We start from the raw sequence: 23,304 nt of genomic DNA, 5'->3' as shown, positions 1-23,304 counted from the left end.
GCGTTACTCTCCTTGTCGATCCACGATTATAGCCTTCCAATGATTTTTCAGCGCGCGCTCCGACGCGATTTGCTCAGTACCGCTGGCGCCGTCTTCACTACCCTTTTTACTATTACGATCACTGTGATGCTGATTCGTATTCTGGGGCAGGCTGCTGGCGGCAAAGTCGCGTCTGCCGATGTGGTGGCACTGATCGGTTTTTCTGCGTTGAATTACTTGCCCATTATTCTGAATCTGGCCGGCTTCATGTCGGTACTGCTGGTCGTCACGCGCAGCTATCAGGATTCGGAAATGGTGGTGTGGTTTGCATCCGGTCTGAGTCTGGCGCGCTGGATTCCGCCGGTCCTGATGTTCGCGCTGCCTATCGTGGTGATGACGACGCTGCTCAGCCTGTTTCTCACGCCGTGGTCGAACCAGCAAAGCGCCATCTACAAGGAGCGCTATGCAAATCGCGAGGATATTGCGCGCGTTTCGCCGGGTAAATTCCAGGAATCATCCTCATCCAATCGCGTTTTCTTCGTCGAAGGCGTAGCTGGCGATGCGACCAAGGTGCGGAATATTTTCGTCAGCAGTGAGCGCAATGGCAAAACCAGCGTGGTAGTTGCGAAGGAAGGCACGGTCGAAATAGATCCGGCTGGCGACAAATTTTTGGTCATGCATCAGGGTCGTCGCTACGATGGCGTGCCGACACAATCTGATTTTCAATTGATGGAATTCGACCGCTACGGCGTGCTGGTGTCTAGTCAATCGAAGGCAATGGTGGGTGATACCACGGCACGCGCGTTACCGACGCAGGAACTTTTGCGTAATCGCAGCAATTTCAATGATGGCGAGTTGTTGTGGCGAGTATCCTTGCCGTTGATGGGCGTCTTGCTGATGCTGCTGGCGATCCCGCTAGGTTTCGTCAATCCGCGCGGCGGGCGTTCGGCCAACCTGCTGATTGCATTATTCCTGTTTGTTTTTTACAGCAACATGTTGAGCTATGCGCAGGCAACCGTGGTGCAAAGTCGCGCTTCATTCATGATGGCATGGTGGCCGGTGCATCTGGTGGCGATGCTGGTGGCGGTTATATTTTTTGCCTGGCGTTTGAATGTCAATAGTCGCTACCATCCGCTAGTAGTGTGGGCGATGATCAAGCGTGCGTATTTCACACGGCAGGTGGCAGCATGAGAATCCTGCAAAAATATTTCGCGGCTGAAATCGGTCGCTCGGTGATCTTTGTATTGATCGCATTTCTGGCACTGTTCGGCTTTTTCGACCTGATTGCAGAGCTGAAGGCGGTAGGACACGGCGGCTACAAGATTCAGCATGCCTTGCTGTTTGTTCTGTTGTCGATGCCGGGCTATCTGTACGAGTTGATGCCGATTGCCGCCTTGATCGGAACCATCTGGACGCTGTCGCAATTTGCCGCGCGTTCCGAATTCACGATCATGCGGGCATCCAGCATGTCAACCGGCATGGCCGGCTTGATGCTGATCAAGATCGGTCTGGTGTTTGCCGTCGTCACTTTTGTGGTCGGCGAATTCCTGGTGCCTGTTTCCTCGAATATGGCAGAGAAGATCAGAACCCTGAATCAGGGAGGCTCGCTGTCGCAAGAGTTTCGTTCCGGCCTGTGGACCAAGGATGTGATCCGCTCGAACGGCCAGGACGGCGAAGCCATAGGTTCACGTTTTTTGAATGTGCGAACGGTCCAGCCTGACGGCCAGTTGACCGACCTGAAAATTTACGAATTCAACCGCAATTTCCATCTGACTGCCTTGATTACGGCGGCCAAGGCAGATTACCAGGGCGACAATACCTGGCTGCTGTCGAATGGATCGCAGGCGGAGTTCGGTGAAACGGAATTGATGGGCGCCGCTGTGGCGACCGACATTACCACTGCCATTTCGACCAGGAAGTTTGCCAGCAAGCCGCTGATATCCGAAGTCACGCCGGAAATCCTTTCGGTGGGATTCTCCGATCCGGCAAAAATGTCGGCCTACGATCTGGTGAATTACACGCAATACCTGGCGGAAAACAATCGCGAAACGGCGCGTTATGAAATCGCCTTATGGAAAAAAATCGTGTATCCGTTTGCAGTATTCGTGATGATGGCGCTTGCCTTGCCGTTTGCCTACCTGCATTTCCGTTCCGGCGGCGTCAGTTTGAAAATTTTTACCGGCATCATGATAGGCGTCAGCTTCCAGCTGATTAACAGCCTCTTCTCGCATCTGGGTTTGCTCAATACCTGGCCGCCGTTTGCCACGGCAATTCTGCCTAGTTTGTTGTTCCTGCTGGCTGCAATCGGCGCCTTGTTATGGGTCGAGAGGCATTGATGAAGCAGACGCGTCGCGCCCTGGTGCTGTTTGCGCATGGCGCGCGCGATCCGCGCTGGGCGGAACCCTTTCAGCGTTTGCAGTCTGCGGTGCAGATGCAGTCGCCCGAACTGACCGTCGCGCTGGCATTTCTCGAATTGATGTCGCCGCGCTTGCCGGAACTGCTGCCGGCCTTGATCGCCGACGGTATTGAGGAAATAACGATAGTGCCGGTATTTCTCGGGCAGGGCGGTCATGTGCGGCGGGATTTGCCAGTGCTCGTCGACGAATTGAAAACGCTGTATCCGGACGTGTCGTTCAGGATTGCCGGCGCAGTGGGGGAAGATGCGCAGGTATTGCAGGCGATGGCGACGTATTGTCTGGGTACGCTGGAGTAATTGCGCGTTTGAATGTGGAACCGCAGCTCGACGGCGGTTCCACTTATGTACTACTTTTTTGAAGTGCTGCGTTTAGCCAGCGCTTCTCCTATCATCACCAGCACTGGCCCCTGACATTCTCCCAATCCCTGTTCCAGTTCGCGCAATGTGATGCGCATGATGCGCTGACTTTCCAGACTGCAGTTTTCTACCACCACCACCGGCAGCTTGGGCGAGCGACCTTGTTCCAGCAGTTTTTGCGCAGTGATGATGGCTTCGCGACCACCCATGTATTGAATCAGCGTATCGCAGTCCGGCAGCGTCAACTGATCGGGCTGATTCGGTGCCGTGCTGGAGGTGAAGAAGGCAATGCTGCGGGCAATGCCGCGTTTGGTCAGCGGCTGCTGCGTGGCAGCCGCAGCAGCGAACGCAGTGGTAATACCGGGCACGACTTCGACGGCAATGCCGTGCGTTTCCAGCGCCTGCAATTCCTCATCGGCGCGCCCGAACAGCATGGGGTCGCCGCCTTTCAGGCGTACGATCAATTTGTATTTTTCCGTACATTCGATCAGCAACTGATTGATGGCGATCTGTGCAGTGGAGCGCTGACCGCTGCGTTTGCCGACAGAGATTTTTTCTGCCTGCGGACACAGTGTCAGCATCTCGGGCGTGACCAGCGCATCGTGCAGTACCACGTCGGCTTGCGCCAGTATGCGTGCGCCGCGTACGGTAATCAGATCGATGGCGCCGGGGCCGGCACCGATCAGATAGACTTTCCCGTACGCTTTTTTCTCTTGCGGCATGCAGCTGCCTTATGCGAGGCGAATCATGCCGGCTGCAACCGTTTGATGCGTGACTTCATCGATCAGGATGAAGGCGCCGGTCGAACGGATGGCATCGTAGGCATCGGCTGCCAGCGCTTGCTGCACATTGATCGTCACGCTGGCGATGCCGTTGAGTTTGACTTCATCGGCAACGCGTTTTTCCTGCGTGTTGATGTCGAGCAGCGATTCGATTTTCGTCACGCGTGCACCTACTTGCTGGGTGGTGTGCTTGAGCCAGTATTTGCGACGCAGATCCAGCGGTTCTTCCGACAGCCAGCACAGATCGGCATGCACGGTTTTCAGTAACTCTGCCGGACGGCTTGCAGCCGACAGCATGTCGCCGCGTGAAATGTCTACATGCTCTTCCAGCAGCAGGGTGATCGATTGGCCAACTACCGCTTGTTCGATCGAGCCATCAAAGGTTTGTATGTCCTTGACGGTGGCAGTCTGACCGCCTGGTTGTACCACCAGCTTGTCGCCTTTGCGCACTTTGCCGGCTTCTATGCGTCCCATGTAGCCGCGGAAGTCATCGGCTTCGTGGCCGTTGTGACGCGCCACCAGTTGCACCGGGAAACGGAAGGGTTCGTCATGCGATTCATCGTAGACGCTCAGCGACTCCAGCAGCTCGATCAGGGTGGGGCCCTGATACCAGCCCAGCTTGTCGCCGCGCGTCACGACGTTGTCACCAGCCAGTGCCGACAGCGGAATCGGATGGATATCTTTCAAGCCCAGTGTTTTGGCAAACTCGGTGTAGGCGGCAACGATACGGTCATAGACTTTTTGATCGTAGTTGACCAGATCCATCTTGTTGACCGCCACGATTACGTGTTCGATCTGCAGCAGATGTGCAATGGTCGAATGGCGCTTGGTCTGGATCAGCAATTCCACGCTGCCGTCGTCGCCCAATTTCACTTTCGATACGTCGATCAGAATGATCACCGCATCGGCGGTCGAAGCGCCCGTCACCATATTGCGTGTGTACTGTTCATGGCCTGGTGTATCGGCAATGATGAATTTGCGTTTCGGCGTGGCGAAGTAGCGATAGGCGACGTCGATCGTGATGCCTTGTTCGCGTTCCGCTTCCAGACCGTCGGTCAGCAAGGACAGATCGATGGTGTCGCCGACTGTGCGTTTATGCTTGGCGCGCGACATCGCATCGAGCTGGTCGGCGAAGATGCCTTTGCTGTCGAACAGCAGGCGGCCGATCAGCGTACTCTTGCCGTCATCGACGGAGCCGGCGGTAATGAAACGCAGCAAGCCGCGTTCGGCCGAGTTGCCGCCAATGCGGGAAAAAGCTTGTTCTGCAAGGACTGCATTCATCAGAAATATCCTTCTTTTTTACGTTTTTCCATCGACGCTTCGGACGTTTGATCATCCATGCGCGTAGCGCCGCGTTCGGTAATTTGGGTAATGGCGGTTTCCGCGATGATGGCGTCTACCGTATCTGCATCGGATGAAACCGGGCAGGTGCACGAAATGTCGCCGACGGTACGGAAGCGTACGGTTTGCATTTCAACCGTTTCGCCTTCTTTCGCCGGTGTCAAATTGGTCAGCGGCACCAGCAGGCCATTGCGCGGAATCACCTGGCGCTGGTGCGCGAAGTAGATCGACGGCAATTCCAGTTTTTCGCGGGCGATGTATTGCCAGACATCGAGTTCGGTCCAGTTCGAGATCGGGAACACGCGCATGTTTTCGCCCGGATGTACACGGGTGTTGTACAAGTCCCAGAGTTCCGGGCGCTGTGCCTTCGGATTCCATTGGCCGAAGTCGTCGCGGAAGGAAAAGATGCGTTCCTTGGCGCGCGCTTTCTCTTCATCGCGGCGAGCACCGCCTATGCAGGCGTCGAATTTGTGTGCGGCGATGGTTTCCAGCAGGGTCACGGCTTGCGCTGCATTGCGCGAATCGGTTTGCGGATTGCGCAGGCGTACGGTGCCGCGCTTGATCGAATCTTCCACTGAGCCGACGATCAGGCGTTCGCCCAGCTCGGCCACGCGCTTGTCGCGGAAGCTGATGACTTCGTCAAAGTTGTGGCCGGTGTCGATATGCACCAGCGGGAATGGAAATTTACCCGGACGGAAGGCTTTTTCCGCCAGACGCAGCATGACGACGGAATCCTTGCCGCCGGAAAACAGCAGCGCAGGATTGCTGCACTCGGCTGCGACTTCGCGCATGATGTGGATTGCTTCGGACTCCAGCCAATCGAGGTGCTTGCTGCTGGCGGCATCGAGGAAAATCTTGTCAACTGCTGTGTTCATCTTGTGGTTCTCACGCTGTAGTAGATACGGGTTTGATTCTGATCAGCTTGCCGTCAACGACGTGCAAACCGCATTCCTTGGATTCCGGGTTTTCCCACCACCAGCGACCTGCGCGTACATCTTCGCCAGGCTGTATGGCACGGGTGCAGGGTTCGCAGCCTATGGATGGGTAGCCTTTGTCGTGCAGCGGGTTGTACGGCACCTGGTTGCTGCGGATGTAATGCCAGACATCTTCTTCCGACCAGTCCGCCAGCGGATTGAACTTCACCATGTCGTGCGCGTCATCCTGTTCCTGCACATGGAGTTCGGCGCGCGTACTTGATTGCGCGCGGCGCTGGCCGGTAATCCATGAACGATTGCCTTGCAAGGCGCGATTCAAGGGTTCGACCTTGCGGATGCGGCAGCACTCCTTGCGCATGTCCACGCTGTCATAAAAAGCATTCAAACCGTTTTGCCTGACGTAGGCGTCAACCGCTTCCGGCTGTGGACGATACAAGGCGACCTCGACACCGTAGGTTTCCTTGATGCGATCGAGCACGCTCAGTGTTTCTGCATGCAGGCGGCCGGTTTCCAGCGTGAAAATCGCGATCGGCAGTTTGCTGCGCAGGATCATGTCGGTCAGCACCTGGTCTTCTGCTGCCAGGCTGGAAGCGAAAACGGCGGGCGCAAACTGATCCGCCACGTGCTGCAGCGTTTCTTTCGTGGTCGCAACCAGCGCGGCGAAATCAGTTTCGTTCATTTTGGTGCCACTGCCTGACGGTCCACGCGACGGAACAAAGGTGTTTTTTTATCCCACGACTGTTGATAGCTTTCGGAAAAATCGCTCAAGCCCTTGAGTGCATCATTGGCGTCGCGATCTGCACGGATGGCAAACGAGTTGAAGCCGACGCGCTGCATGTAAAACAACTGGTCGCGCAGCACATCGCCGACCGCGCGCAGTTCGCCCGAGTAGCCGTAACGCATGCGCAGATTGTAGGCAATCGAATAGCCGCGACCATCGGCAAATTTCGGGAAATCAATCGCGATCATCGAAAATCTGGCAGCGTCGTCTTTCAATGCTTCCGGACGTTCGTCGCTGGCGAGCCAGACGCCGATATCGTCGCGTGCTTCCAGTTGCGCGCGTTGCGCCTGCCATACGGAGAGCGGCACGATGACCTTGCCGGCGGGAACGAAAGCGTCTTCCGGTTTTTCGGTTATTTGCTCTTCCGTGCCTGCCACGAGTTCCGTTTTCAGGCGCAGCAATGTCCAGTCGTCTTCGCCAACAACGGCTTTATCTTTGATGATGTTAAGCATATGCATCTTCTCCTGTAGCTTGCACAACCTTGATCGGTGTGGCGTACACATGTTCCTTGAACGGTGCGACGCCTATGCGACGGGCAGTGTCGATGAAGCGTTCATCTTCGATGCGGTCGCGTACGTAAACCTGCAACAGACGTTCGATCACGGTCGGCATTTGATATGCCGAGAACGATGGGCCGATGATCTTGCCGATCGAGCTGGTATTGCCTTGCGCGCCGCCTATCGATACCTGATACCACTCGGCACCGTCTTTATCGACGCCGAGGATGCCGATATTGCCGACGTGGTGATGGCCGCAGGCGTTGATGCAACCGGAAATATTCAATTCGATATCGCCGATGTCATGCTGGAAATCCAGACTGTCGAAACGTTCGGCAATCGCTTCTGCGATCGGTATCGATTTGGCATTGGCCAGCGAGCAGAAATCGCCGCCGGGGCAGCAGATGATGTCGGTCAGCAAGCCGATATTCGGCGTTGCCAGGCCGTGCGATTTTGCGGCTTCCCATACAGCGTACAGATCGGCGATGCGGACGTCAGCCAGCACCACATTCTGTTCATGCGTGACACGCAATTCGCCGAAGCTGTAGCGGTCGGCCAGCTCGGCCATGAAGTCCAGCTGCTCTGCCGTTGCATCGCCAGGCGGCACGCCGGTTTTCTTCAATGACAGGACGACGGCTGCATAACCGGGAACTTTGTGCTGTTTGACATTGCGGCTCAGCCAGTTTTTGAAAGCCTTGTTTTCCGCCTTGTTCTTCTCGAATTCTGCGTCGGTCGCCGGCAATGCTGCATACGCAGGCATGGTGAAGAATGCCGCAACGCGATTCAATTCTTCTTCGGTCAGGGTGCCGGGGCCATCCTTGATATCCAGCCATTCCTGCTCGACCTGACGACGATATTCGTCGATGCCGATGGCCTTCACCAGTATCTTGATGCGCGCCTTGTAAATATTGTCGCGGCGACCGTACTGGTTATAGACGCGCAGAATCGCTTCAAGATAAGTCATGACATGCTGCCACGGCAGGAATTCGCAAATTACGCTGCCGAGGATAGGGGTGCGGCCCATGCCGCCGCCGACCAGTACGCGGAAGCCGATTTCACCCTGTTCATTCTTGATGACGTGCAGGCCGATGTCATGCACGGCAGTGGCGACACGGTCTTCGACCGCACCGTTGATGGCGATCTTGAATTTGCGCGGCAGGTAGGCAAATTCCGGATGGAAGGTGCTCCATTCGCGGATGATTTCCGCATACGGACGCGGATCGATGATTTCGTCGGTGGCGACGCCGGCCAATTCGTCCGAAGTGGTATTGCGGATGCAGTTGCCCGAAGTCTGGATTGCGTGCATTTCCACCGAAGCCAGTTCGGTCAGAATGTCCGGCGTTTCTTCCAGATTGATCCAGTTGAACTGGATGTTCTGGCGCGTGGTGAAGTGACCGTAGCCGCGATCGTACTTGCGGGCGATATGGCCGAACATGCGCATCTGCGCCGACGACAGCAGACCGTAGGGAACGGCGACGCGCAGCATGTAGGCGTGGCGTTGCATGTAGAGACCGTTCTGCAGACGCAGAATGCGGAATTCGTCTTCTGCCAGTTCATCCGACAGGCGGCGACGCACCTGATCGCGATATTGCGCGATGCGTTCCTTGACGATTTGATGGTCGTATTGATCGTAGCGATACATCTTGTATTCCTCAGTAAACTAACTTCACGGCGACGGTTGTCAGCACACTGGCCAGCAACACGCGCAGCACTTTTTCAGGTATGGTTCGCGCCACCAGCGAGCCCAGCGTGATGCCGGGCACGGAGCCGAGCAGCAGCATGGCAAGCAGTTCCCAATTGATTGATCCGAGCCACCAGTGGCCGAGGGCCGCGATGGCGGTCAAGGGCACTGCGTAGGCGATATCGGTACCGGCAATTTCGGCCGGTGTCAGGCGGGGATAAAGCAAAACCAGTATGGTGGCACCGATAGCACCGGCGCCAATAGACGAGATTGTAACCAATGTGCCAAGAATTGCACCGGAAACAATTGTCGCTACGACCAGTTTTCCACCTTGAATTTGTCGCCCCGGATGTGCGTTCATCCAGTGTTGCATGCGTGTCCTGAATATCAGCGCGATCACGGTCAGCATGACCGAGCCGGCGATCGAGTAACGGATGATCTGGCCGATCTCCTGATCCAGGCCGCCGAAGTATTTCAGTGTCAGCGTGGTCAATACGGCAGCTGGCAGAGCGCCCAGGCACAAATGTTTGACGATATGCCAGTGCACATTGCCGCGATAGCGGTGGGCAAAGGTGCCGGCGACCTTGGTGGCAGAGGCAAACGCGAGATCGGTGCCGACCGCCACTGTGGGCGATACGCCGAACAGCAGTGTCAGCAAGGGCGTCATCAGGGAACCGCCGCCGACGCCGGTCAAACCGACCAGCAAACCGACAGCAAAACCTGAAACGATATAAGAAACAGACATAAGACCCCGCGCAAAGTAGGGGAAATAGTAATAAACTTGAGCCTTATTCCAAACGACTTAGTAATTATTTGCTTATATGTGTTTTCGATATAAGCAATGATGAAAAATGACTGAAATGCTTTTCAGTCGAAAAAACATGAGGGGAAGGCATGAATCTCCACCAACTTCGCTTTGTGCGCGAAGCCGTTCGGCAAAATTTCAATTTGACGGAAGCGGCCAAGGCGCTGTTTACGTCACAGCCCGGTGTGTCCAAGGCCATCATCGAGCTGGAGGAAGAGCTGGGCGTGGATATCTTTTCGCGCCATGGCAAGCGCATACGCGGTCTGACCGAGCCGGGCCGCGCGGTGCTAAAGTCGGTCGAAGCGATCATGCTGGAGATAGAAGGGCTGAAACGCATAGGCAATGAATTCGCGGCGCACGATAGCGGCAGCTTCACGATTGCCACTACGCATACGCAGGCGCGTTATTCGCTACCGAAGGTAGTGCAGGCATTCACGCAGAAATTTCCCAAGGTGCGTTTGTCTTTATTGCAAGGCAATCCGAAGCAGATTGCTGAAATGGTCTTGATGGATCAGGCGGATCTGGCGATTGCGACCGAGGCGATTGCCAATATGGACGGCTTGATTTCCCTGCCTTGTTATCAATGGGAGCATCAGGTGGTGGTGCCGCTCGATCATCCTTTGCTGAAATCGAAATCGATTACGCTGGAAGAATTGGCTGCTTATCCGATCATTACCTACGATAGTGCATTTGCCGGACGCAACAAGATAGACCATGCGTTCAATCTGCGTAATCTGAAGCCTGATATCCTGTTGGAAGCCATTGATGCCGACGTCATCAAGACCTATGTCGAGCTTGGCATGGGTATCGGGATCATCGCCGGCATGGCCTTCGATGCCGAGCGCGACAAGAATCTGCGGGCGATCCCGGCCGGCCATTTGTTCGGCACCAATGTGTCGCGCGTGGCGCTGAAGCAGGGCGCTTATTTGCGCAGCTATGTATTTACCTTCATCGAGCTGTTGACGCCTACGCTCAATCGCAAGCTGGTGGAGCAGGTATTGAGCGGCGACAAGGATATGTACGAGCTATGACATTCAACATGGCACAGATGAATATGAACGATTTAATCAGGAAGTAAACGAAGCATGATCAAACCGGTCAATACCGATATGGCAGCGTATTACGCGCGGCGCAACAATTTCGACGAAGAGGATGTAGAGAATCCTGATGGGATAGATGCGCTCGACGACATCATGGACAATTTGCGCGATTTGATGACGGATCAGCATGTGCTGGAACTGGCGTGCGGCGACGGTTACTGGACCGACGAGCTGGCTGAATACGCTGCTTCGGTGCTGGCTACCGACATCAATCCATCCTTGCTGGAGCACGCCAGGGCCAGAGAACTGCCCGAGGAAGTCGTGCAGTTCGCGGTTGCCGATGCGCTCGATCCGCAAGTGGAAGGCACGTTCACGGCCTGTTTCGCCGGCTTCTGGTGGTCGCATGTCAAACGTCAGGAGCAGGTTGAAGTCATAGCACGCATACGCAAGATCATAGGTAAGGATGGCTTGTTGGTGCTGGTGGATAATTCGCAAGTCGATACCGAAAAAACCGTGATTGCGCGTACTGATCAGGAAGGCAACACTTACCAGATTCATACCCTCCCGGATGGCGAGCGTTACGAAATCCTTAAAAATTACTATACCAATAGCACCTTGCGCAAACGCCTGGGGCCCTTGTTAAGAGATATGCGCGTTCATCATTTTGAACATTACTGGATGCTGACTGCGCGTTTGCGCTAAGACGAAAAACAGGAGCATGACGTGAGGTCAACCCGAGCCACTGCCGCCGTCGAGCGGCTGAAGGAACGCAGCGGTAATGACGGCTACGCGATGGTGCGTAATGCCGATGAATCGTTTTATCTGGTCGATCATTCCGGCGCTGCGCCGGTGAAGTTGTGCGAACGCATGGCGCTGGACGAATTCGTCGCCTTCGTCAAAGCCTACGGCCCGCAAACGCCAAGACGCCAGACCAAGTCCGATATCGCTTTTGAAAAGCAGTTGATTAAAAAGAGCTGACTGCCAACGGCGCTGTAATCCAGACTGTGGCGCAGCACTGAGCGTGAGCTGAAAGTAATAGCAACAACGCAATCACCTTATTTAAGTACGAGTACATTCAAATCATGAGAGACGAACGCCTCAAGCTCATTGACAGCATTATTATCGACAGCGATTTCGGGATATGCACATTGAACATCGTTGATCCTTTGTCGTGGACGGAAGATGAAACTCATCTCGCTGACCTGCAGGCAAAGATCAATAATAGTTTGCAGTATGTCGAGAGCAGCGAGATTTATCTCGACTATCCCGTTTCGCGCGGATTGGACATGGTCATACATATCCAGTTTATCTATGCGCCGAACGAAGAAGCAAACCGGTTTCTGGAAGAGGCGCAAAACGTGCTGGGCGATGCCGGCTATGAATTAAGTTTCGGCCCATTGGGTAGCGATTACGCGAGTGAAGCAGACGAATAAATTGCTCGTGTAAGTAATTGGTAAGTATTCGGTAAGTATCATCCGGCAAGATGCGGTATTCTTCTTTTTCTGAGGCGTAACATCCGTCGCCTTACCCTTTGCACATCAGCTTGTGCTGCTTGTTGTTTAAGCTGTATCACAAGTTGGTGCGTGATTACTTTTTATAAGGATAGCACCATGAGACAAGTATCTCGCGTCAGCAAAGTACTCTTTTGCGCGATTGCAGCAGCCAGTTTTTCAGTGAGTGCGTTTGCACAAAACTGGCCTAACTCGACGGTCACCGTCGTCGTGCCATGGCCTCCGGGCGGCCCATCCGATATCGCAGCCCGTCCTATTGCCAAGCGCCTGACAGAAGATTTGGGCCAGCCTTTCGTCATTGACAATCGTGGCGGTGGCGGTGGCAACATCGGTAGTGCAGCAGTTGCGCGCGCCCCAGCCGACGGCAATACACTGTTGATCACCTCCAGCGCACCGATCGTGATCAATCCTAGCCTGTACAAAAAAATGGCCTTCGATCCAAGCAAGGATCTGGTGCCTATCACCAATCTGTTGCGCGTACCGCTGGTGCTGGTTGCCCACCCATCGGTTCCTGCCAACAATCTGAAAGAGCTGATCGCCTACATCAAGACACAGCCGCAATTTTCGTATGCATCGGCTGGTAACGGCACGCCGCAGCACATGACGGGTGAATTGTTCAAGAGCGTGACCAAGCTGGATATCACGCACGTACCTTACAAAGGTTCGGCACCGGCAATTTCCGATCTGCTTGGCGGTCACGTGCCTATCATGTTCGACAGCATGATCGCGATCATGCCGCATATCAAAAGCGGCAAGGTCAAAGTGATCGCTGTCTCCGGTGCGCAACGTTCCCCATTGATCCCGGACGTGCCAACCTTTGCTGAATCCGGTTTGCCGGCAGTGGTTTCCTACGCCTGGTACGGTTTCTTTGCGCCAGCCGGCACACCGAAGCCATTGGTTGCCAAGATCAATGCCGAAACGCTGAAAATCATGAAAGAACCTGCATTCAAGAAAATTCTGGCTGATACCGGTTCGGATTATGTTGGCGATACACCTGAAAACTTCGCTAAATTCGTGAAGGAAGAATCGGTGAAATGGGCGAAAGTCGTGAAGGACAGCGGCGCGACCGTAGACTGATCTTGCGCGTTCACGCGCTGCCTGATGGCAGCGTGTGCCAGCGTAAACTGAAATGCCCCGCGTAGGTAAGCGGGGCATTTTTGCATTCCGGGTGCAGCTTCGGTTTGCTGCAGAAGACTTAATCGATGGTGGCAATCACCGGCGTGTGGTCGGAAGGCTGCTCCCATTTACGCGGCACTTTGTCGATCACGCAGGCACTGCAGCGTGCTGCCAGCGGTGCCGACAGCAGAATGTGATCGATACGCAAACCGCGGTTCAGGCGAAATCCCATTTGCCGGTAATCCCACCAGCTATACAATTTTTCCGGCTGTTCAAACATGCGGAAGGCATCGGTAAAGCCCATCTCCTGCAGACGCACGAAGGCAGCGCGTTCCGGTTCCGAAACCAGCACCTGACCGGCCCAGGCAGCCGGATCATGCACGTCGCGATCTTCAGGTGCGATGTTGTAGTCGCCGAGCAAGGCAAGTTCGGGATGCTGTTGCTGTTCCTGCGCCAGCCATTCATGCAGGGCTTTGAGCCAGTTCAGCTTGTAGATGTATTTGTCCGAATCGGGCGACTGGCCGTTCGGGACGTAAGCGCACACGATCCGTATGCCCTGGATGGTGCCGGCGATAATACGCTGCTGTTCATCGTCGAGCAGCGGATTATTTTTCGTCACATCGGTAATCGGATGGCGCGACAGGATGGCCACACCGTTGTAAGTCTTCTGTCCGGTAAACGCGACCTGATAGCCGGCAGCTTCTATTTCCGCAACGGGAAATTTTTCATCGACGGTTTTGGTTTCCTGCAGGCAGAGCACATCGACCGGATTATCGACCAGCCATTGCTGCACTTGCGGCAGACGAACCTTGAGAGAGTTGACGTTCCAGGTAGCGAGCTTCATGGGAGGTAATGCCTTTTTGCTGAAGAATGATGTTGATTGCGCAGAAGTGTGCGCAGGGATCAGTCGAATTTTACAGTAGCCAGCAGGAAGAATGCTCAGACCGCAAACATGCCTTCAACGAAATGGGCGATGGCCAGCTTCAGTTTTTCCGGCGACAGATCGGGTTCCCGCAATGCGCGTATCGCCAATCCTTCCATGAAGCATTGCATGGAGAGCGCACGCGATTGCGCGATTTCCACAGACAAGCCTTTGCCGCCATCGGCCACACTGGCGCTGAGCCAGTTGCCTATTTCATTGCGCAAGTCCTGGTCGGAAGTAGCGAAGGCGCTTGCCAATGCGGGATTGCGGCTGGCTTCGGCCGTCATTTCCATGAACAGTGCGGCATTCATGATGCGCGGATCGGCGGTACGCCATTGCGTAAAAGCTTCGTATGCGGCGGCAGCGAAATCCGGCGCGTAATATAGACTGCGAATGGCAGTGCGGCCATTCGCAACTTGTTGCTCGACGATGGCGAGAATGATGGCGTTCTTGCTATCAAAGTAGCGATAGATCAGGCTCGGACTCATATCCGCAGCCTGCGCAATCAGCGCCATGCCGGCCGCATGGAAACCCTGCTCGATAAAACACGTCTGCGCTGCATTCAGAATGCGCTCGCGTTGCAGTTCGGCGCGCTGCGTGAGTTTCGACGTAGAGGAGGGCAGGCTCATTGCGTGCCTTCCTCCCAGCCGCCGCCCAGCACCTTGTACAAGGTCACGCGATTGCCTTGTTCAGCCAGTTGCGCTGCGACCAGACTCTGTTGCGCGGTGTAAAAGGTACGTTGCGCATCCAGCAGGATCAGGAAACTGTCGCGACCATATTCATAGCGTGCTTTCGACAAGTCATAGGCGTGGCTGGCAGCATCCAGCAGCGCCTGTTGCGCCTGGCGTCGCTGAGCCAGGGTGCTGGTCAGCGCCAGCGCATCGGCCACTTCGCGGAAACCGGACTGAATGGCTTTTTCATAGCGTGCGAGGGCGATGTCGCGATCCGCAGTCGCGACTCCCAGATTGGCGCGCAGCGCGCCGCCATGGAAAATAGGCAGACTGATTTGCGGCACAAAGCTCCAGAATTTCGTGCCGCTGTCGAACAGGCCGGATAGCTGGTTGCTTGCGCTGCCGACACTGCCGGTCAGCGAGATCGACGGGAAGAAGGCCGCGCGTGCAGCGCCGATATTGGCGTTGGCGCCACGCAGTACATGCTCGGTCTGCCGCACGTCAGGGCGACGCAATAAAACCTGCGAAGGTAGTTGCGCCGGCAACGGTGCGATACCGCTGACCTTCAGATCAAAACCCTGCGGCAGCAAACTGTCTTCTACTGGCGCACCGACCAGCAAGGTCAGGGCGTTGCGATCGGTTGCGACCAAACCGGCGTAGCGTGCCACATCGGCACGTGCGGTTTCTATCGTGGTTTGCGCCTGGCTCAGATCAAGGCCGGAGACGGCGCCGGCCCGATGACGCTTGACGACCAAATCGTAGGCGATCTGCTGATTATCGAAAGTCGCCTGCGCGATCCGCTGCGATTCCAGATCGGCCGCGAAGGTCAGATAGGTGTTGGCGATTTCGGCAATCAGACTCAGCTGGGCGCTACGTTGTCCTTCTTCCTGCGCGAAATATTGTTCCAGTGCCGCCTGACTCAGATTATGGATGCGTCCGAACAGATCCAGCTCGAACGATGCGCTCAAGGCCGCGCTGTAGTAATCGCCGGCATTGGCAATATTGCCGCCGCTGCGATTGCGCGCCACGCCGCCATCCAGCGCCGGAAAGCGCTCGGCATTTTGAATCTGGTACTGCGCACGTGCGCGTTCTACATTCAGTACAGCGACCCGCAGATCGCGGTTGTTGTGCAGCGCGCGCGCGATCAGTTCTTCCAGTTTCGGGTCAACGAAAAAATCGCGCCAGCCGATATCCGGTGTGGCTTGTTCCTTTGTTGCAGAAGTCTCGCTGGAGACATTCTGGCCGGCTGTCGCAGTGTTGGGCGGCAGTGGCCACTCGGCTGGAATGGCTGCATCTGCTTTCGGCAGTTGCGGTTCCAGCATCGCGCAGCCGCTGAGTGCCAGTGTGATGGCGAGTGCCAGCGTGGAGAGAAGTGGTTTAGTCATGAGATGGTGCTCCTGCTGCTTCAATAGATTCGGCAGCTGTGGGTGCAGGTGGTTTCGGGCGCATGAACAGGCGCTCTACCAGCACGAAGAACAAGGGAATGAAGAAAATGCCTAGCAGGGTGCCGACTATCATGCCGCCGACCACGCCGGTGCCGATCGCGCGTTGTGCGCCGGAGCCGGCACCACTGGCAAGCGCCAATGGCAATACGCCGAGGCCGAAGGCCAGCGAGGTCATGATGATGGGGCGTAGACGGTCACGTACTGCCCGCAGTGTGGCTTCAATTAATTCCATGCCGCTATCGAGGTTGGCCTTGGCAAATTCGACAATCAGAATCGCGTTCTTGCTGGTCAGCCCCACCGTGGTCAGCATCGCCACCTGGAAGTAGACGTCGCGTTCCATGCCGGCAAGTGTATTCGCCAGCACCGCACCGAGAATACCCAGTGGCGCCACCAGTAGCACGGCTGTCGGAATCGTCCAGCTTTCATACAATGCCGCCAGACACAGAAACACGATCAGCAGCGATAGCGTATACAGCAGCGTGGTTTGCGAACCGGCCTGCCGTTCCTGATAGGACAGTGCAGTCCATTCGATGCCGAAGCCGGCCGGCAATTGCGCTGCCAGACGTTCGATTTCGTTCATGGAATCGCCGGAGCTGACACCAGGTGCGGCTTCGCCCTGAATCTCCATTGCCGAGACGCCGTTGTAACGTTCCAGACGCGGTGAACCATATTCCCAGCGTGCGCTGGCGAATGCCGAGAAAGGTACCATCTGGCCTTTATTGTTACGTACCGACCACAGCTTGAAGTCATCCGGCACCATGCGGAACGGCGCATCGGCCTGCATGTAGACACGCTTGACGCGCCCACGATCGATGAAGTCATCGATGTACTGGCCGCCCCAGGCGGTTGACAGCGTGGAGTTGATGTCGGCAATCGACAATCCCTGTGCGCTGGCTTTTTGCGTATCGATATCGATACGGAACTGTGGCGAATCTTCCTGTCCATTCGGACGCACTTTAGCCAGTAATTTGTTTTGTGCAGCCGCGCCCAGCAACTGATTGCGCGCTTGCAGCAAGGCTTCGTGGCCGAGATTGGCGTTATCCTTCAGGAAGAAGCTGAAACCGGCAGCAGTTCCCAACTCAGGGATCGCCGGCGGCGCAAATGCAAACGCAAATGCGTCCTGGATCTGACTAAAGGCACCCATGGCGCGACCGGCCACTGCATCGATTTGCGATTCAGGACTGGTGCGTTCGCTCCAGTCCTTGAGCTTGATGAAAGCCATACCGTTGTTCTGGCCGGTACCGGCGAAGCTGAAACCCTGCACAGTAAATATCGATTCGACGACATCCTTTTCGTCTGTCAGGAAGTGGTGTTCGACCTTCTTGATTGCTTCCAGTGTGCGTTCTTGTGTTGCGCCAACCGGGGTTTGGATCAGTGAAAACAGGATGCCCTGATCTTCGTTCGGCAGGAAGGAACTAGGCAGGCGCACGAACAGGAGCACCATCACGACGATCAGGGCAAGGAAGATCGCCATGAAGCGTTTGCCACGGCCGAGTATGCCGCGTACGCCATTCTGGTATTTAGTGCTGCTGCGTTCAAAATTGCGATTGAACCAACCGAAGAAACCGGTCGTCTTGCCGTGCTCGCCTTTTTTTACAGGCTTGAGCATGGTGGCGCACAACGCTGGTGTCAGCACGACCGCAACCAGCACGGACAAGGCCATTGCCGACACGATGGTTGCCGTGAATTGCCGGTAAATGATGCCGGTTGAACCACCCAGAAAAGCCATGGGCACGAACACCGCAGACAGTACCAGCGCAATCCCGACCAGGGCGCCGGTAATCTGGTCCATCGACTTGCGGGTTGCTTCCAGCGGCGACAGGCCTTCCTCGGTCATGATGCGCTCGACGTTTTCGACCACCACGATCGCATCGTCGACCAGCAGGCCGATAGCCAGCACCATCGCGAACATGGTCAGCATATTGATGGAAAAGCCGAGCACGGCCAGGATGCCGAAAGTACCCAGCAGCACCACCGGTACGGCGATGGTCGGGATCAGGGTGGCGCGTATGTTCTGCATGAACAGATACATCACCAGGAACACCAGCACGATTGCTTCCAGCAGCGTGGCGACAACGCCCTTGATCGATACCGAGATGAACGGTGTGGTATCAAATGGCACAACAGCGGCCAGGCCGGCGGGGAAGTAGGGCTTGAGTTCCTCCAGCTTGTTCTTGATGCCGACTGCAGTATCCAGCGCATTGGCGCCGGTAGACAGCGAGATCAGCACGCCGGTGGCCGGCTTGCCGTTATAGCGACTGATGGTTTCATAGCTTTCCGCACCCAATTCCACGCGTGCGATATCACCCAGCTTGAGCGCTGAGCCATCCGGATTGCTGCGGATGACGATGTCGCGGAATTGCTCGGGCGTCTGAAGGCGGTCTTGTGCCGAGATGGTCGCGTTGAGTTGCTGGCCGGGCGCAGCTGGTGCGCCGCCGAGCTGGCCGACCGCAACCTGGGCATTTTGCGCTCTGATGGTGGCGATGACCTCGGTAGTCGCCAGCTTGTAAGTATCGAGCTTGTTGGGATCGAGCCAGATCCGCATCGAATACTTGGAGCCGAACACTTGGATATTGCCTACGCCGGGAACACGACTGAGAGGATCGACCAGATTGGCTGCCACGTAATCGGAAATATCATCCTTGCCCATGCTGCCGTCTTCGGAAACGAAACCCACCACTTGCAGGAAACCGCTGGCAGCCTTGCTGACCACCACGCCCTGACGCTGTACTTCCTGCGGCAGCAGCGGCGTTGCCAGCTGCAGCTTGTTCTGCACCTGAACCTGAGCGATATCCGGGTCGGTTTTATTGTCGAAGGTCAGCGTGAGTTGTGCGCTACCGGTGGCAGAACTGGTGGCTGACATGTAAATCAGTCCATCCAGTCCCTTCATGTTTTGTTCGATGATCTGGGTTACCGAATTTTCGACCACTTTGGCCGACGCACCCGGGTAGGTTGCCTGAATGCTGACAGTAGGCGGGGCGATAGTTGGGTACTGCGAGATCGGCAGAGTAAAAATCGCCAGTCCGCCTGCCAACATGATAATGATGGAGAGGACCCAGGCGAAGATCGGGCGATCTATGAAAAAGCGTGCCATATGGTTCTCCGCTTAAGGCTTAGAGGTTGCCGGCGCGGACTGCGCTGGCGTTGCAGCGGCAGCGCCGCTTGCCGCTTGTGCTGCAGGTGCGGCTTCTTCGGTGGCGGTGACCGGAATGCCAGGCTGAATTTTTTGCAGGCCGGCGACGATCACACGATCCCCGGCAGCGAGGCCGTCTTCCACCAGCCATTTGTCACCGATGGTGCGACTGACACTGACTGGACGCAATGCAACCTTGCCATCCTTGTCGACCACCATGGCGCTGGTATTGCCCTTGGGATCGCGTGCGATCCCTTGTTGCGGCACCAGAATGGCATTCTGCCGCACGCCATTGCCTATCAGGGCGCGCACATACATGCCGGGCATCAGGATATTGTCAGGGTTGGGTACGGTCACGCGCAAAGCGAAGCTGCCGGTACCGGGATCGACCGTCACATCGGCGAATGCCAGCTTGCCGTCATGCTGGTAGCGGCTGCCGTCTTCAAGCACGATCTGCACCGGCAAGTTGCCGGATTGGGTCAGGCGGCCGGCTGCGAGTTCCTTGCGCAACTGCAGTAGTTCGCTGCTGGATTGCGTCAGATCGATATAGACCGGATTGAGTTGTTGTACGGTTGCCAGTGCCGCCGCCTGGTTGGCGGTAACCAGCGCACCTTGCGTGACCGACGATTTGCCGATGCGACCGGTAATCGGCGAAGTAATTTGTGCATAAGCCAGCGTCACGCTATTGCTTTGCAATGCGGCTTGCGCAGCGGCCACATCAGCTTTGCTTTGGCTTAATGCCGCTTCGGCATTTTCGTTGTCCTGTCTGCTGACGGCATCGATCTTGACGAGTTCAGCGGTGCGCGTGGCATTTAATTCGGCCGATTTCAGTGTTGCCTGCGCACGTGCCAGACTTGCCTTGGCGCTGGCGTAATTGGCCTGATAGATTGCATCATCGAGTTGATACAGCGGCTGTCCGGCCTTGACCTGGGCACCTTCTGTAAACAACCTTTTCTTGATGATGCCGTTGACTTGAGGCCTTACCTCGGCGACCAGAAATGCATTGGTGCGGCCGGGCAGCTCGCGCGTCAGGCTCACTTCTTGTGCCTTGAGGGTTACGACGGTAACGGCAGGGGCGCTTGGCGCCGGTGCGGCAGCTTCTTTGTTTCCGCATCCGGAAATAGCGACGGCACCAAGCATCACAGCAAAGGTTGCAAAGCGCGGCAAGTTTTTGATTGGCGACATAGGGACCTCTAGATTGAAAAAGCACGCCGGATACGCGGCGGCAAAAATTGACAGGGTGCATGATAACACAAAGAGTGAACGATCATTCTTTTTTCTGGTTGCGTTGAACATGGGAGATAATCCTGTTCACAAGGCGTCGCAAATAGTGGGTAATCAGCGCGGTAAAGCCGGATTGCTTGCGGAAACACGTGACATCCGGCAGATTTTTACTCGGCAGGAAAGTTGTTTGTTGAGGATGGAATGACAGGGCTCTGTCATGCTGACTTCTCTGACTTCTCTGACTTCTCTGACTTGCGATGATTGCAGCGTCGAATTTTGCATTTTGACAAGGTGATTGCCGACGCGCTCCCTTCTTGTTTTTCTATTTTCCAGGGGCGTTTTGCACAACTCTATCGGTACGGGGCGCTTGCGCTTGCCTCGCTTGCCCAAAACAGGCGCTTGCCGTAAAATTCACGCACCATTTCGTCTCACGTAACTGGCGAATCCGACCGATCACATCGTGTCGTAAGGTGGGCCTATCCACCGTGAAGCGTGAGATTTTATTGCCGTGCGCCTGGGTAGCCCGAGTGGAATGCAAGACCGAGGCTGCCTGCGCGTTTTATTTCGGCCTTCATTCGATCCCGGGTTTGTTGCTTTGTTTTGCATGTCGCTGCAGTTCGATATTCGATTCTGCCGTGATGTGTCGTGATGCATACATTAAGGCTTCTTGCCCATTTTTGAACGATTGGAGTGATTCATGTTTTCAAAAGACCAGACCCTCGCAAAAACAGATACTGAACTGTGGTCGGCGATCCAGCAGGAAAATACGCGTCAGCAGGATCATATCGAGCTGATCGCATCCGAGAATTACACCTCGCCTGCCGTGATGGAAGCGCAAGGTTCGCAACTGACGAATAAATATGCCGAAGGTTATCCGGGCAAGCGTTACTACGGCGGCTGCGAGTATGTCGATATCGTTGAACAACTCGCGATCGATCGCGTAAAAAAATTGTTCGGTGCTGAAGCTGCCAACGTACAACCGAATTCCGGTTCGCAGGCCAACCAGGGCGTGTTCTTTGCTGTCCTCAAACCGGGCGACACCATCATGGGCATGTCGCTGGCAGAAGGCGGCCACCTGACGCACGGCATGGCATTGAATATGTCGGGCAAATGGTTCAACGTGGTTTCCTACGGTTTGAACGACAAGGAAGAAATTGATTACGAACAGATGGAACGTCTGGCGCGTGAACACAAGCCGAAGATGATCATTGCCGGTGCATCGGCTTATGCGCTGCGCATAGACTTCGAGCGCTTTGCAAAAATCGCGAAAGAAATCGGCGCCTACTTCATGGTCGACATGGCGCATTACGCCGGTCTGATCGCTGCCGGCGAATATCCAAATCCGGTGCCGTTCGCCGACTTCGTTACCTCGACCACGCACAAATCCTTGCGTGGTCCGCGCGGCGGCTTCATCCTGATGAAGGCCGAACACGAGAAAATCATCAACTCGGCAATTTTCCCCGGCATCCAGGGCGGCCCATTGATGCATGTCATCGCCGGCAAGGCAGTGGCATTCAAGGAAGCGCTGGCGCCCGAGTTCAAGGTCTATCAGCAACAAGTCCTCAAGAATGCAGATGCATTGGCCAAGGCCTTGATCGCACGCGGCTTGCGCATCGTTTCCAATCGCACCGAATCGCATGTGATGCTGGTCGATCTGCGCGCCAAGAAAATCACCGGCAAGGATGCAGAAGCATTGCTGGGTTCCGCGCACATCACGACCAACAAGAACGGTATTCCCAACGATCCGGAAAAACCGTTTATTTCTTCCGGTATTCGTCTCGGCAGCCCTGCGATGACCACCCGTGGTTTCAAGGAAGCGGAAGCGACCAAAGTCGGCAATCTGATCGCCGACGTGCTGGATAATCCGAACGATGCAGCAACCATCGAACGCGTGAAAGCCGAAGTCAAGAAACTGACTGATGCCTTCCCGGTTTACGGCTGATGGATTGTTGATTTAAAGTAGTTCGTGCAAGCAAGGCGATTTTCCGCATGAATGGAAAACGCAGCAAAATGGCCTCGTCGCGGTTGCATACCCGATGAGGCCATTTTGGAATGTCGGGTACGAGTAGTGGTATTTGCAGTCGCATTATTGAGCCGGTGAAAACAGCCGGGCATGTGTTCAAGGTTTCGCTGATGTAACGAGCTGGAAGACAACGATCTACAAGACAACGATCCATAAGGCCGCGCACTGCAATGAAATGTCCTTTTTGCCAGCACGACGATACTCAGGTTCTGGATACGCGCATCTCGGAAGAGGGCGACAGCATACGCCGTCGTCGTCGCTGCGTGAGCTGCGACAAACGCTTCACAACCTACGAGCGGATTGAATTGGCCATGCCGGTCATCGTCAAGAAAAACGGCAGCCGCACCGACTTCGATCCGAAGAAGTTGCAAGCCAGCCTGCAGCTTGCCTTGCGCAAGCGCCCGGTTTCTGCGGAAGCCGTTGATGCGGCCATTCACCGCATCGAACAAAAACTTCTTTCCAGCGGAGAGCGGGAAGTTGTTTCCGGGCAGATCGGCGAACTGGTCATGCGCGAATTGCAGCGCCTCGACAAGATTGCCTATATCCGCTTTGCCTCGGTGTATAAAAGTTTTGAAGATGTGGCGGAGTTTCAGGATGCGATTGCCGAAGTGGGGCGAGAGCGCAAACCTCCATCCAAATAAGCAG

The 23,304-nt window shown here is 55.6% G+C and carries 23 protein-coding genes and 1 riboswitch; of the genes, 11 read left to right on the top strand and 12 right to left on the bottom strand.

Annotation, left to right across the window (positions count from 1 at the left end):
• Nucleotides 1-39: 39 nt before the first annotated feature.
• From lptF to ACIQW9_RS07515, 3 genes are read left to right on the top strand one after another with little or no spacing between them, the layout of a single operon-like run.
• Nucleotides 40-1,170 (top strand): LPS export ABC transporter permease LptF, encoded by a 1,131-nt coding sequence (gene lptF, locus ACIQW9_RS07525; RefSeq protein WP_402334912.1) that lies wholly within the window; start codon nucleotides 40-42, stop codon nucleotides 1,168-1,170.
• Nucleotides 1,167-2,315 (top strand): LPS export ABC transporter permease LptG, encoded by a 1,149-nt coding sequence (lptG, locus tag ACIQW9_RS07520; RefSeq protein ID WP_402334909.1) that lies wholly within the window; start codon nucleotides 1,167-1,169, stop codon nucleotides 2,313-2,315. The genes lptF and lptG overlap by 4 nt, the downstream gene beginning before the upstream one ends.
• Nucleotides 2,315-2,692, top strand: coding sequence for a sirohydrochlorin chelatase (locus ACIQW9_RS07515; RefSeq protein WP_402334907.1), 378 nt, complete (start codon nucleotides 2,315-2,317; stop codon nucleotides 2,690-2,692). The genes lptG and ACIQW9_RS07515 overlap by 1 nt, the downstream gene beginning before the upstream one ends.
• Nucleotides 2,693-2,742: 50 nt before the next feature.
• On the opposite strand, the gene cobA is transcribed toward ACIQW9_RS07515, so the two are convergent.
• From cobA to ACIQW9_RS07480, 7 genes are read right to left on the bottom strand one after another with little or no spacing between them, the layout of a single operon-like run.
• Nucleotides 2,743-3,474 (bottom strand): uroporphyrinogen-III C-methyltransferase, encoded by a 732-nt coding sequence (cobA, locus tag ACIQW9_RS07510; protein ID WP_402334904.1) that lies wholly within the window; start codon nucleotides 3,472-3,474, stop codon nucleotides 2,743-2,745.
• A 9-nt stretch (nucleotides 3,475-3,483) separates the two neighbouring features.
• A complete protein-coding gene (locus ACIQW9_RS07505) occupies nucleotides 3,484-4,815 on the bottom strand; it encodes a sulfate adenylyltransferase subunit 1 (protein WP_402334902.1) in 1,332 nt (443 codons plus the stop codon).
• The gene (cysD, locus tag ACIQW9_RS07500; protein WP_402334899.1) at nucleotides 4,815-5,750 is read right to left on the bottom strand and encodes a sulfate adenylyltransferase subunit CysD; all 936 of its coding nucleotides are present in this window, start codon (nucleotides 5,748-5,750) and stop codon (nucleotides 4,815-4,817) included. Before cysD ends, ACIQW9_RS07505 begins: the two co-directional genes overlap by 1 nt.
• Before the next feature lie 10 nt (nucleotides 5,751-5,760).
• Nucleotides 5,761-6,489, bottom strand: coding sequence for a phosphoadenylyl-sulfate reductase (locus ACIQW9_RS07495; protein ID WP_402334896.1), 729 nt, complete (start codon nucleotides 6,487-6,489; stop codon nucleotides 5,761-5,763).
• Nucleotides 6,486-7,043: a DUF934 domain-containing protein gene (locus ACIQW9_RS07490; protein WP_402334894.1), complete on the bottom strand. Its 558-nt coding sequence runs from the start codon at nucleotides 7,041-7,043 to the stop codon at nucleotides 6,486-6,488. Before ACIQW9_RS07490 ends, ACIQW9_RS07495 begins: the two co-directional genes overlap by 4 nt.
• Nucleotides 7,036-8,730, bottom strand: coding sequence for a nitrite/sulfite reductase (locus ACIQW9_RS07485; protein WP_402334891.1), 1,695 nt, complete (start codon nucleotides 8,728-8,730; stop codon nucleotides 7,036-7,038). The genes ACIQW9_RS07490 and ACIQW9_RS07485 overlap by 8 nt, the downstream gene beginning before the upstream one ends.
• Nucleotides 8,731-8,740: 10 nt before the next feature.
• Nucleotides 8,741-9,514: a sulfite exporter TauE/SafE family protein gene (locus ACIQW9_RS07480; RefSeq protein ID WP_402334888.1), complete on the bottom strand. Its 774-nt coding sequence runs from the start codon at nucleotides 9,512-9,514 to the stop codon at nucleotides 8,741-8,743.
• 149 nt (nucleotides 9,515-9,663) lie between these two features.
• On the opposite strand from ACIQW9_RS07480, the gene ACIQW9_RS07475 reads away from it, so the two are divergent.
• The 5 genes from ACIQW9_RS07475 to ACIQW9_RS07455 all read left to right on the top strand — a co-directional run bounded on the left by ACIQW9_RS07475 (nucleotide 9,664) and on the right by ACIQW9_RS07455 (nucleotide 13,202).
• Nucleotides 9,664-10,605 carry a CysB family HTH-type transcriptional regulator gene (locus ACIQW9_RS07475; RefSeq protein WP_402334885.1) on the top strand — a complete coding sequence of 314 codons (942 nt, stop codon included), beginning with the start codon at nucleotides 9,664-9,666 and terminating at the stop codon, nucleotides 10,603-10,605.
• Nucleotides 10,606-10,659: 54 nt separating this feature from the next.
• Nucleotides 10,660-11,316, top strand: coding sequence for a class I SAM-dependent methyltransferase (locus ACIQW9_RS07470; protein WP_402334882.1), 657 nt, complete (start codon nucleotides 10,660-10,662; stop codon nucleotides 11,314-11,316).
• A 21-nt stretch (nucleotides 11,317-11,337) separates the two neighbouring features.
• A complete protein-coding gene (locus ACIQW9_RS07465; RefSeq protein WP_402334879.1) occupies nucleotides 11,338-11,592 on the top strand; it encodes a hypothetical protein in 255 nt (84 codons plus the stop codon).
• Nucleotides 11,593-11,696: 104 nt separating this feature from the next.
• Nucleotides 11,697-12,047: a DUF6572 domain-containing protein gene (locus ACIQW9_RS07460; RefSeq protein ID WP_402334876.1), complete on the top strand. Its 351-nt coding sequence runs from the start codon at nucleotides 11,697-11,699 to the stop codon at nucleotides 12,045-12,047.
• 177 nt (nucleotides 12,048-12,224) lie between these two features.
• Complete coding sequence (locus tag ACIQW9_RS07455; protein ID WP_402334874.1) at nucleotides 12,225-13,202, top strand: Bug family tripartite tricarboxylate transporter substrate binding protein; 978 nt, start codon at nucleotides 12,225-12,227, stop codon at nucleotides 13,200-13,202.
• Nucleotides 13,203-13,320: 118 nt separating this feature from the next.
• On the opposite strand, the gene xth is transcribed toward ACIQW9_RS07455, so the two are convergent.
• The 5 genes from xth to ACIQW9_RS07430 form a co-directional block, all read right to left on the bottom strand.
• A complete protein-coding gene (gene xth / locus ACIQW9_RS07450) occupies nucleotides 13,321-14,085 on the bottom strand; it encodes an exodeoxyribonuclease III (RefSeq protein ID WP_041322544.1) in 765 nt (254 codons plus the stop codon).
• A gap of 95 nt (nucleotides 14,086-14,180) precedes the next feature.
• Nucleotides 14,181-14,792 carry a TetR/AcrR family transcriptional regulator gene (locus ACIQW9_RS07445; protein WP_402334871.1) on the bottom strand — a complete coding sequence of 204 codons (612 nt, stop codon included), beginning with the start codon at nucleotides 14,790-14,792 and terminating at the stop codon, nucleotides 14,181-14,183.
• Nucleotides 14,789-16,219 carry an efflux transporter outer membrane subunit gene (locus ACIQW9_RS07440; RefSeq protein ID WP_402334868.1) on the bottom strand — a complete coding sequence of 477 codons (1,431 nt, stop codon included), beginning with the start codon at nucleotides 16,217-16,219 and terminating at the stop codon, nucleotides 14,789-14,791. Before ACIQW9_RS07440 ends, ACIQW9_RS07445 begins: the two co-directional genes overlap by 4 nt.
• Nucleotides 16,212-19,373, bottom strand: a complete 3,162-nt coding sequence (locus ACIQW9_RS07435) for an efflux RND transporter permease subunit (RefSeq protein WP_402334865.1) — start codon at nucleotides 19,371-19,373, stop codon at nucleotides 16,212-16,214. Before ACIQW9_RS07435 ends, ACIQW9_RS07440 begins: the two co-directional genes overlap by 8 nt.
• A 12-nt stretch (nucleotides 19,374-19,385) precedes the next feature.
• A complete protein-coding gene (locus ACIQW9_RS07430; RefSeq protein WP_402334863.1) occupies nucleotides 19,386-20,597 on the bottom strand; it encodes an efflux RND transporter periplasmic adaptor subunit in 1,212 nt (403 codons plus the stop codon).
• A 13-nt stretch (nucleotides 20,598-20,610) separates the two neighbouring features.
• Between ACIQW9_RS07430 and ACIQW9_RS07425 the strand changes: the two genes are divergently transcribed.
• The 3 genes from ACIQW9_RS07425 (at nucleotide 20,611) to nrdR (ending at nucleotide 23,300) form a co-directional block, all read left to right on the top strand.
• The gene (locus ACIQW9_RS07425; protein ID WP_402334860.1) at nucleotides 20,611-20,841 is read left to right on the top strand and encodes a hypothetical protein; all 231 of its coding nucleotides are present in this window, start codon (nucleotides 20,611-20,613) and stop codon (nucleotides 20,839-20,841) included.
• A 217-nt stretch (nucleotides 20,842-21,058) separates the two neighbouring features.
• A riboswitch (ZMP/ZTP riboswitch) is annotated at nucleotides 21,059-21,163 on the top strand.
• A 170-nt stretch (nucleotides 21,164-21,333) separates the two neighbouring features.
• Nucleotides 21,334-22,578, top strand: coding sequence for a serine hydroxymethyltransferase (glyA, locus tag ACIQW9_RS07420; RefSeq protein WP_402334857.1), 1,245 nt, complete (start codon nucleotides 21,334-21,336; stop codon nucleotides 22,576-22,578).
• A 251-nt stretch (nucleotides 22,579-22,829) separates the two neighbouring features.
• Nucleotides 22,830-23,300 (top strand): transcriptional regulator NrdR, encoded by a 471-nt coding sequence (gene nrdR / locus ACIQW9_RS07415; RefSeq protein ID WP_011871773.1) that lies wholly within the window; start codon nucleotides 22,830-22,832, stop codon nucleotides 23,298-23,300.
• The last annotated feature ends 4 nt before the right edge of the window (nucleotides 23,301-23,304 follow it).

Origin of the sequence: Herminiimonas sp. NPDC097707, assembly GCF_044761395.1 — a bacterium.
In the GTDB taxonomy this organism is placed as follows: domain Bacteria; phylum Pseudomonadota; class Gammaproteobacteria; order Burkholderiales; family Burkholderiaceae_D; genus Oxalicibacterium.
This window is presented reverse-complemented; position numbering and strand designations above follow the sequence as displayed.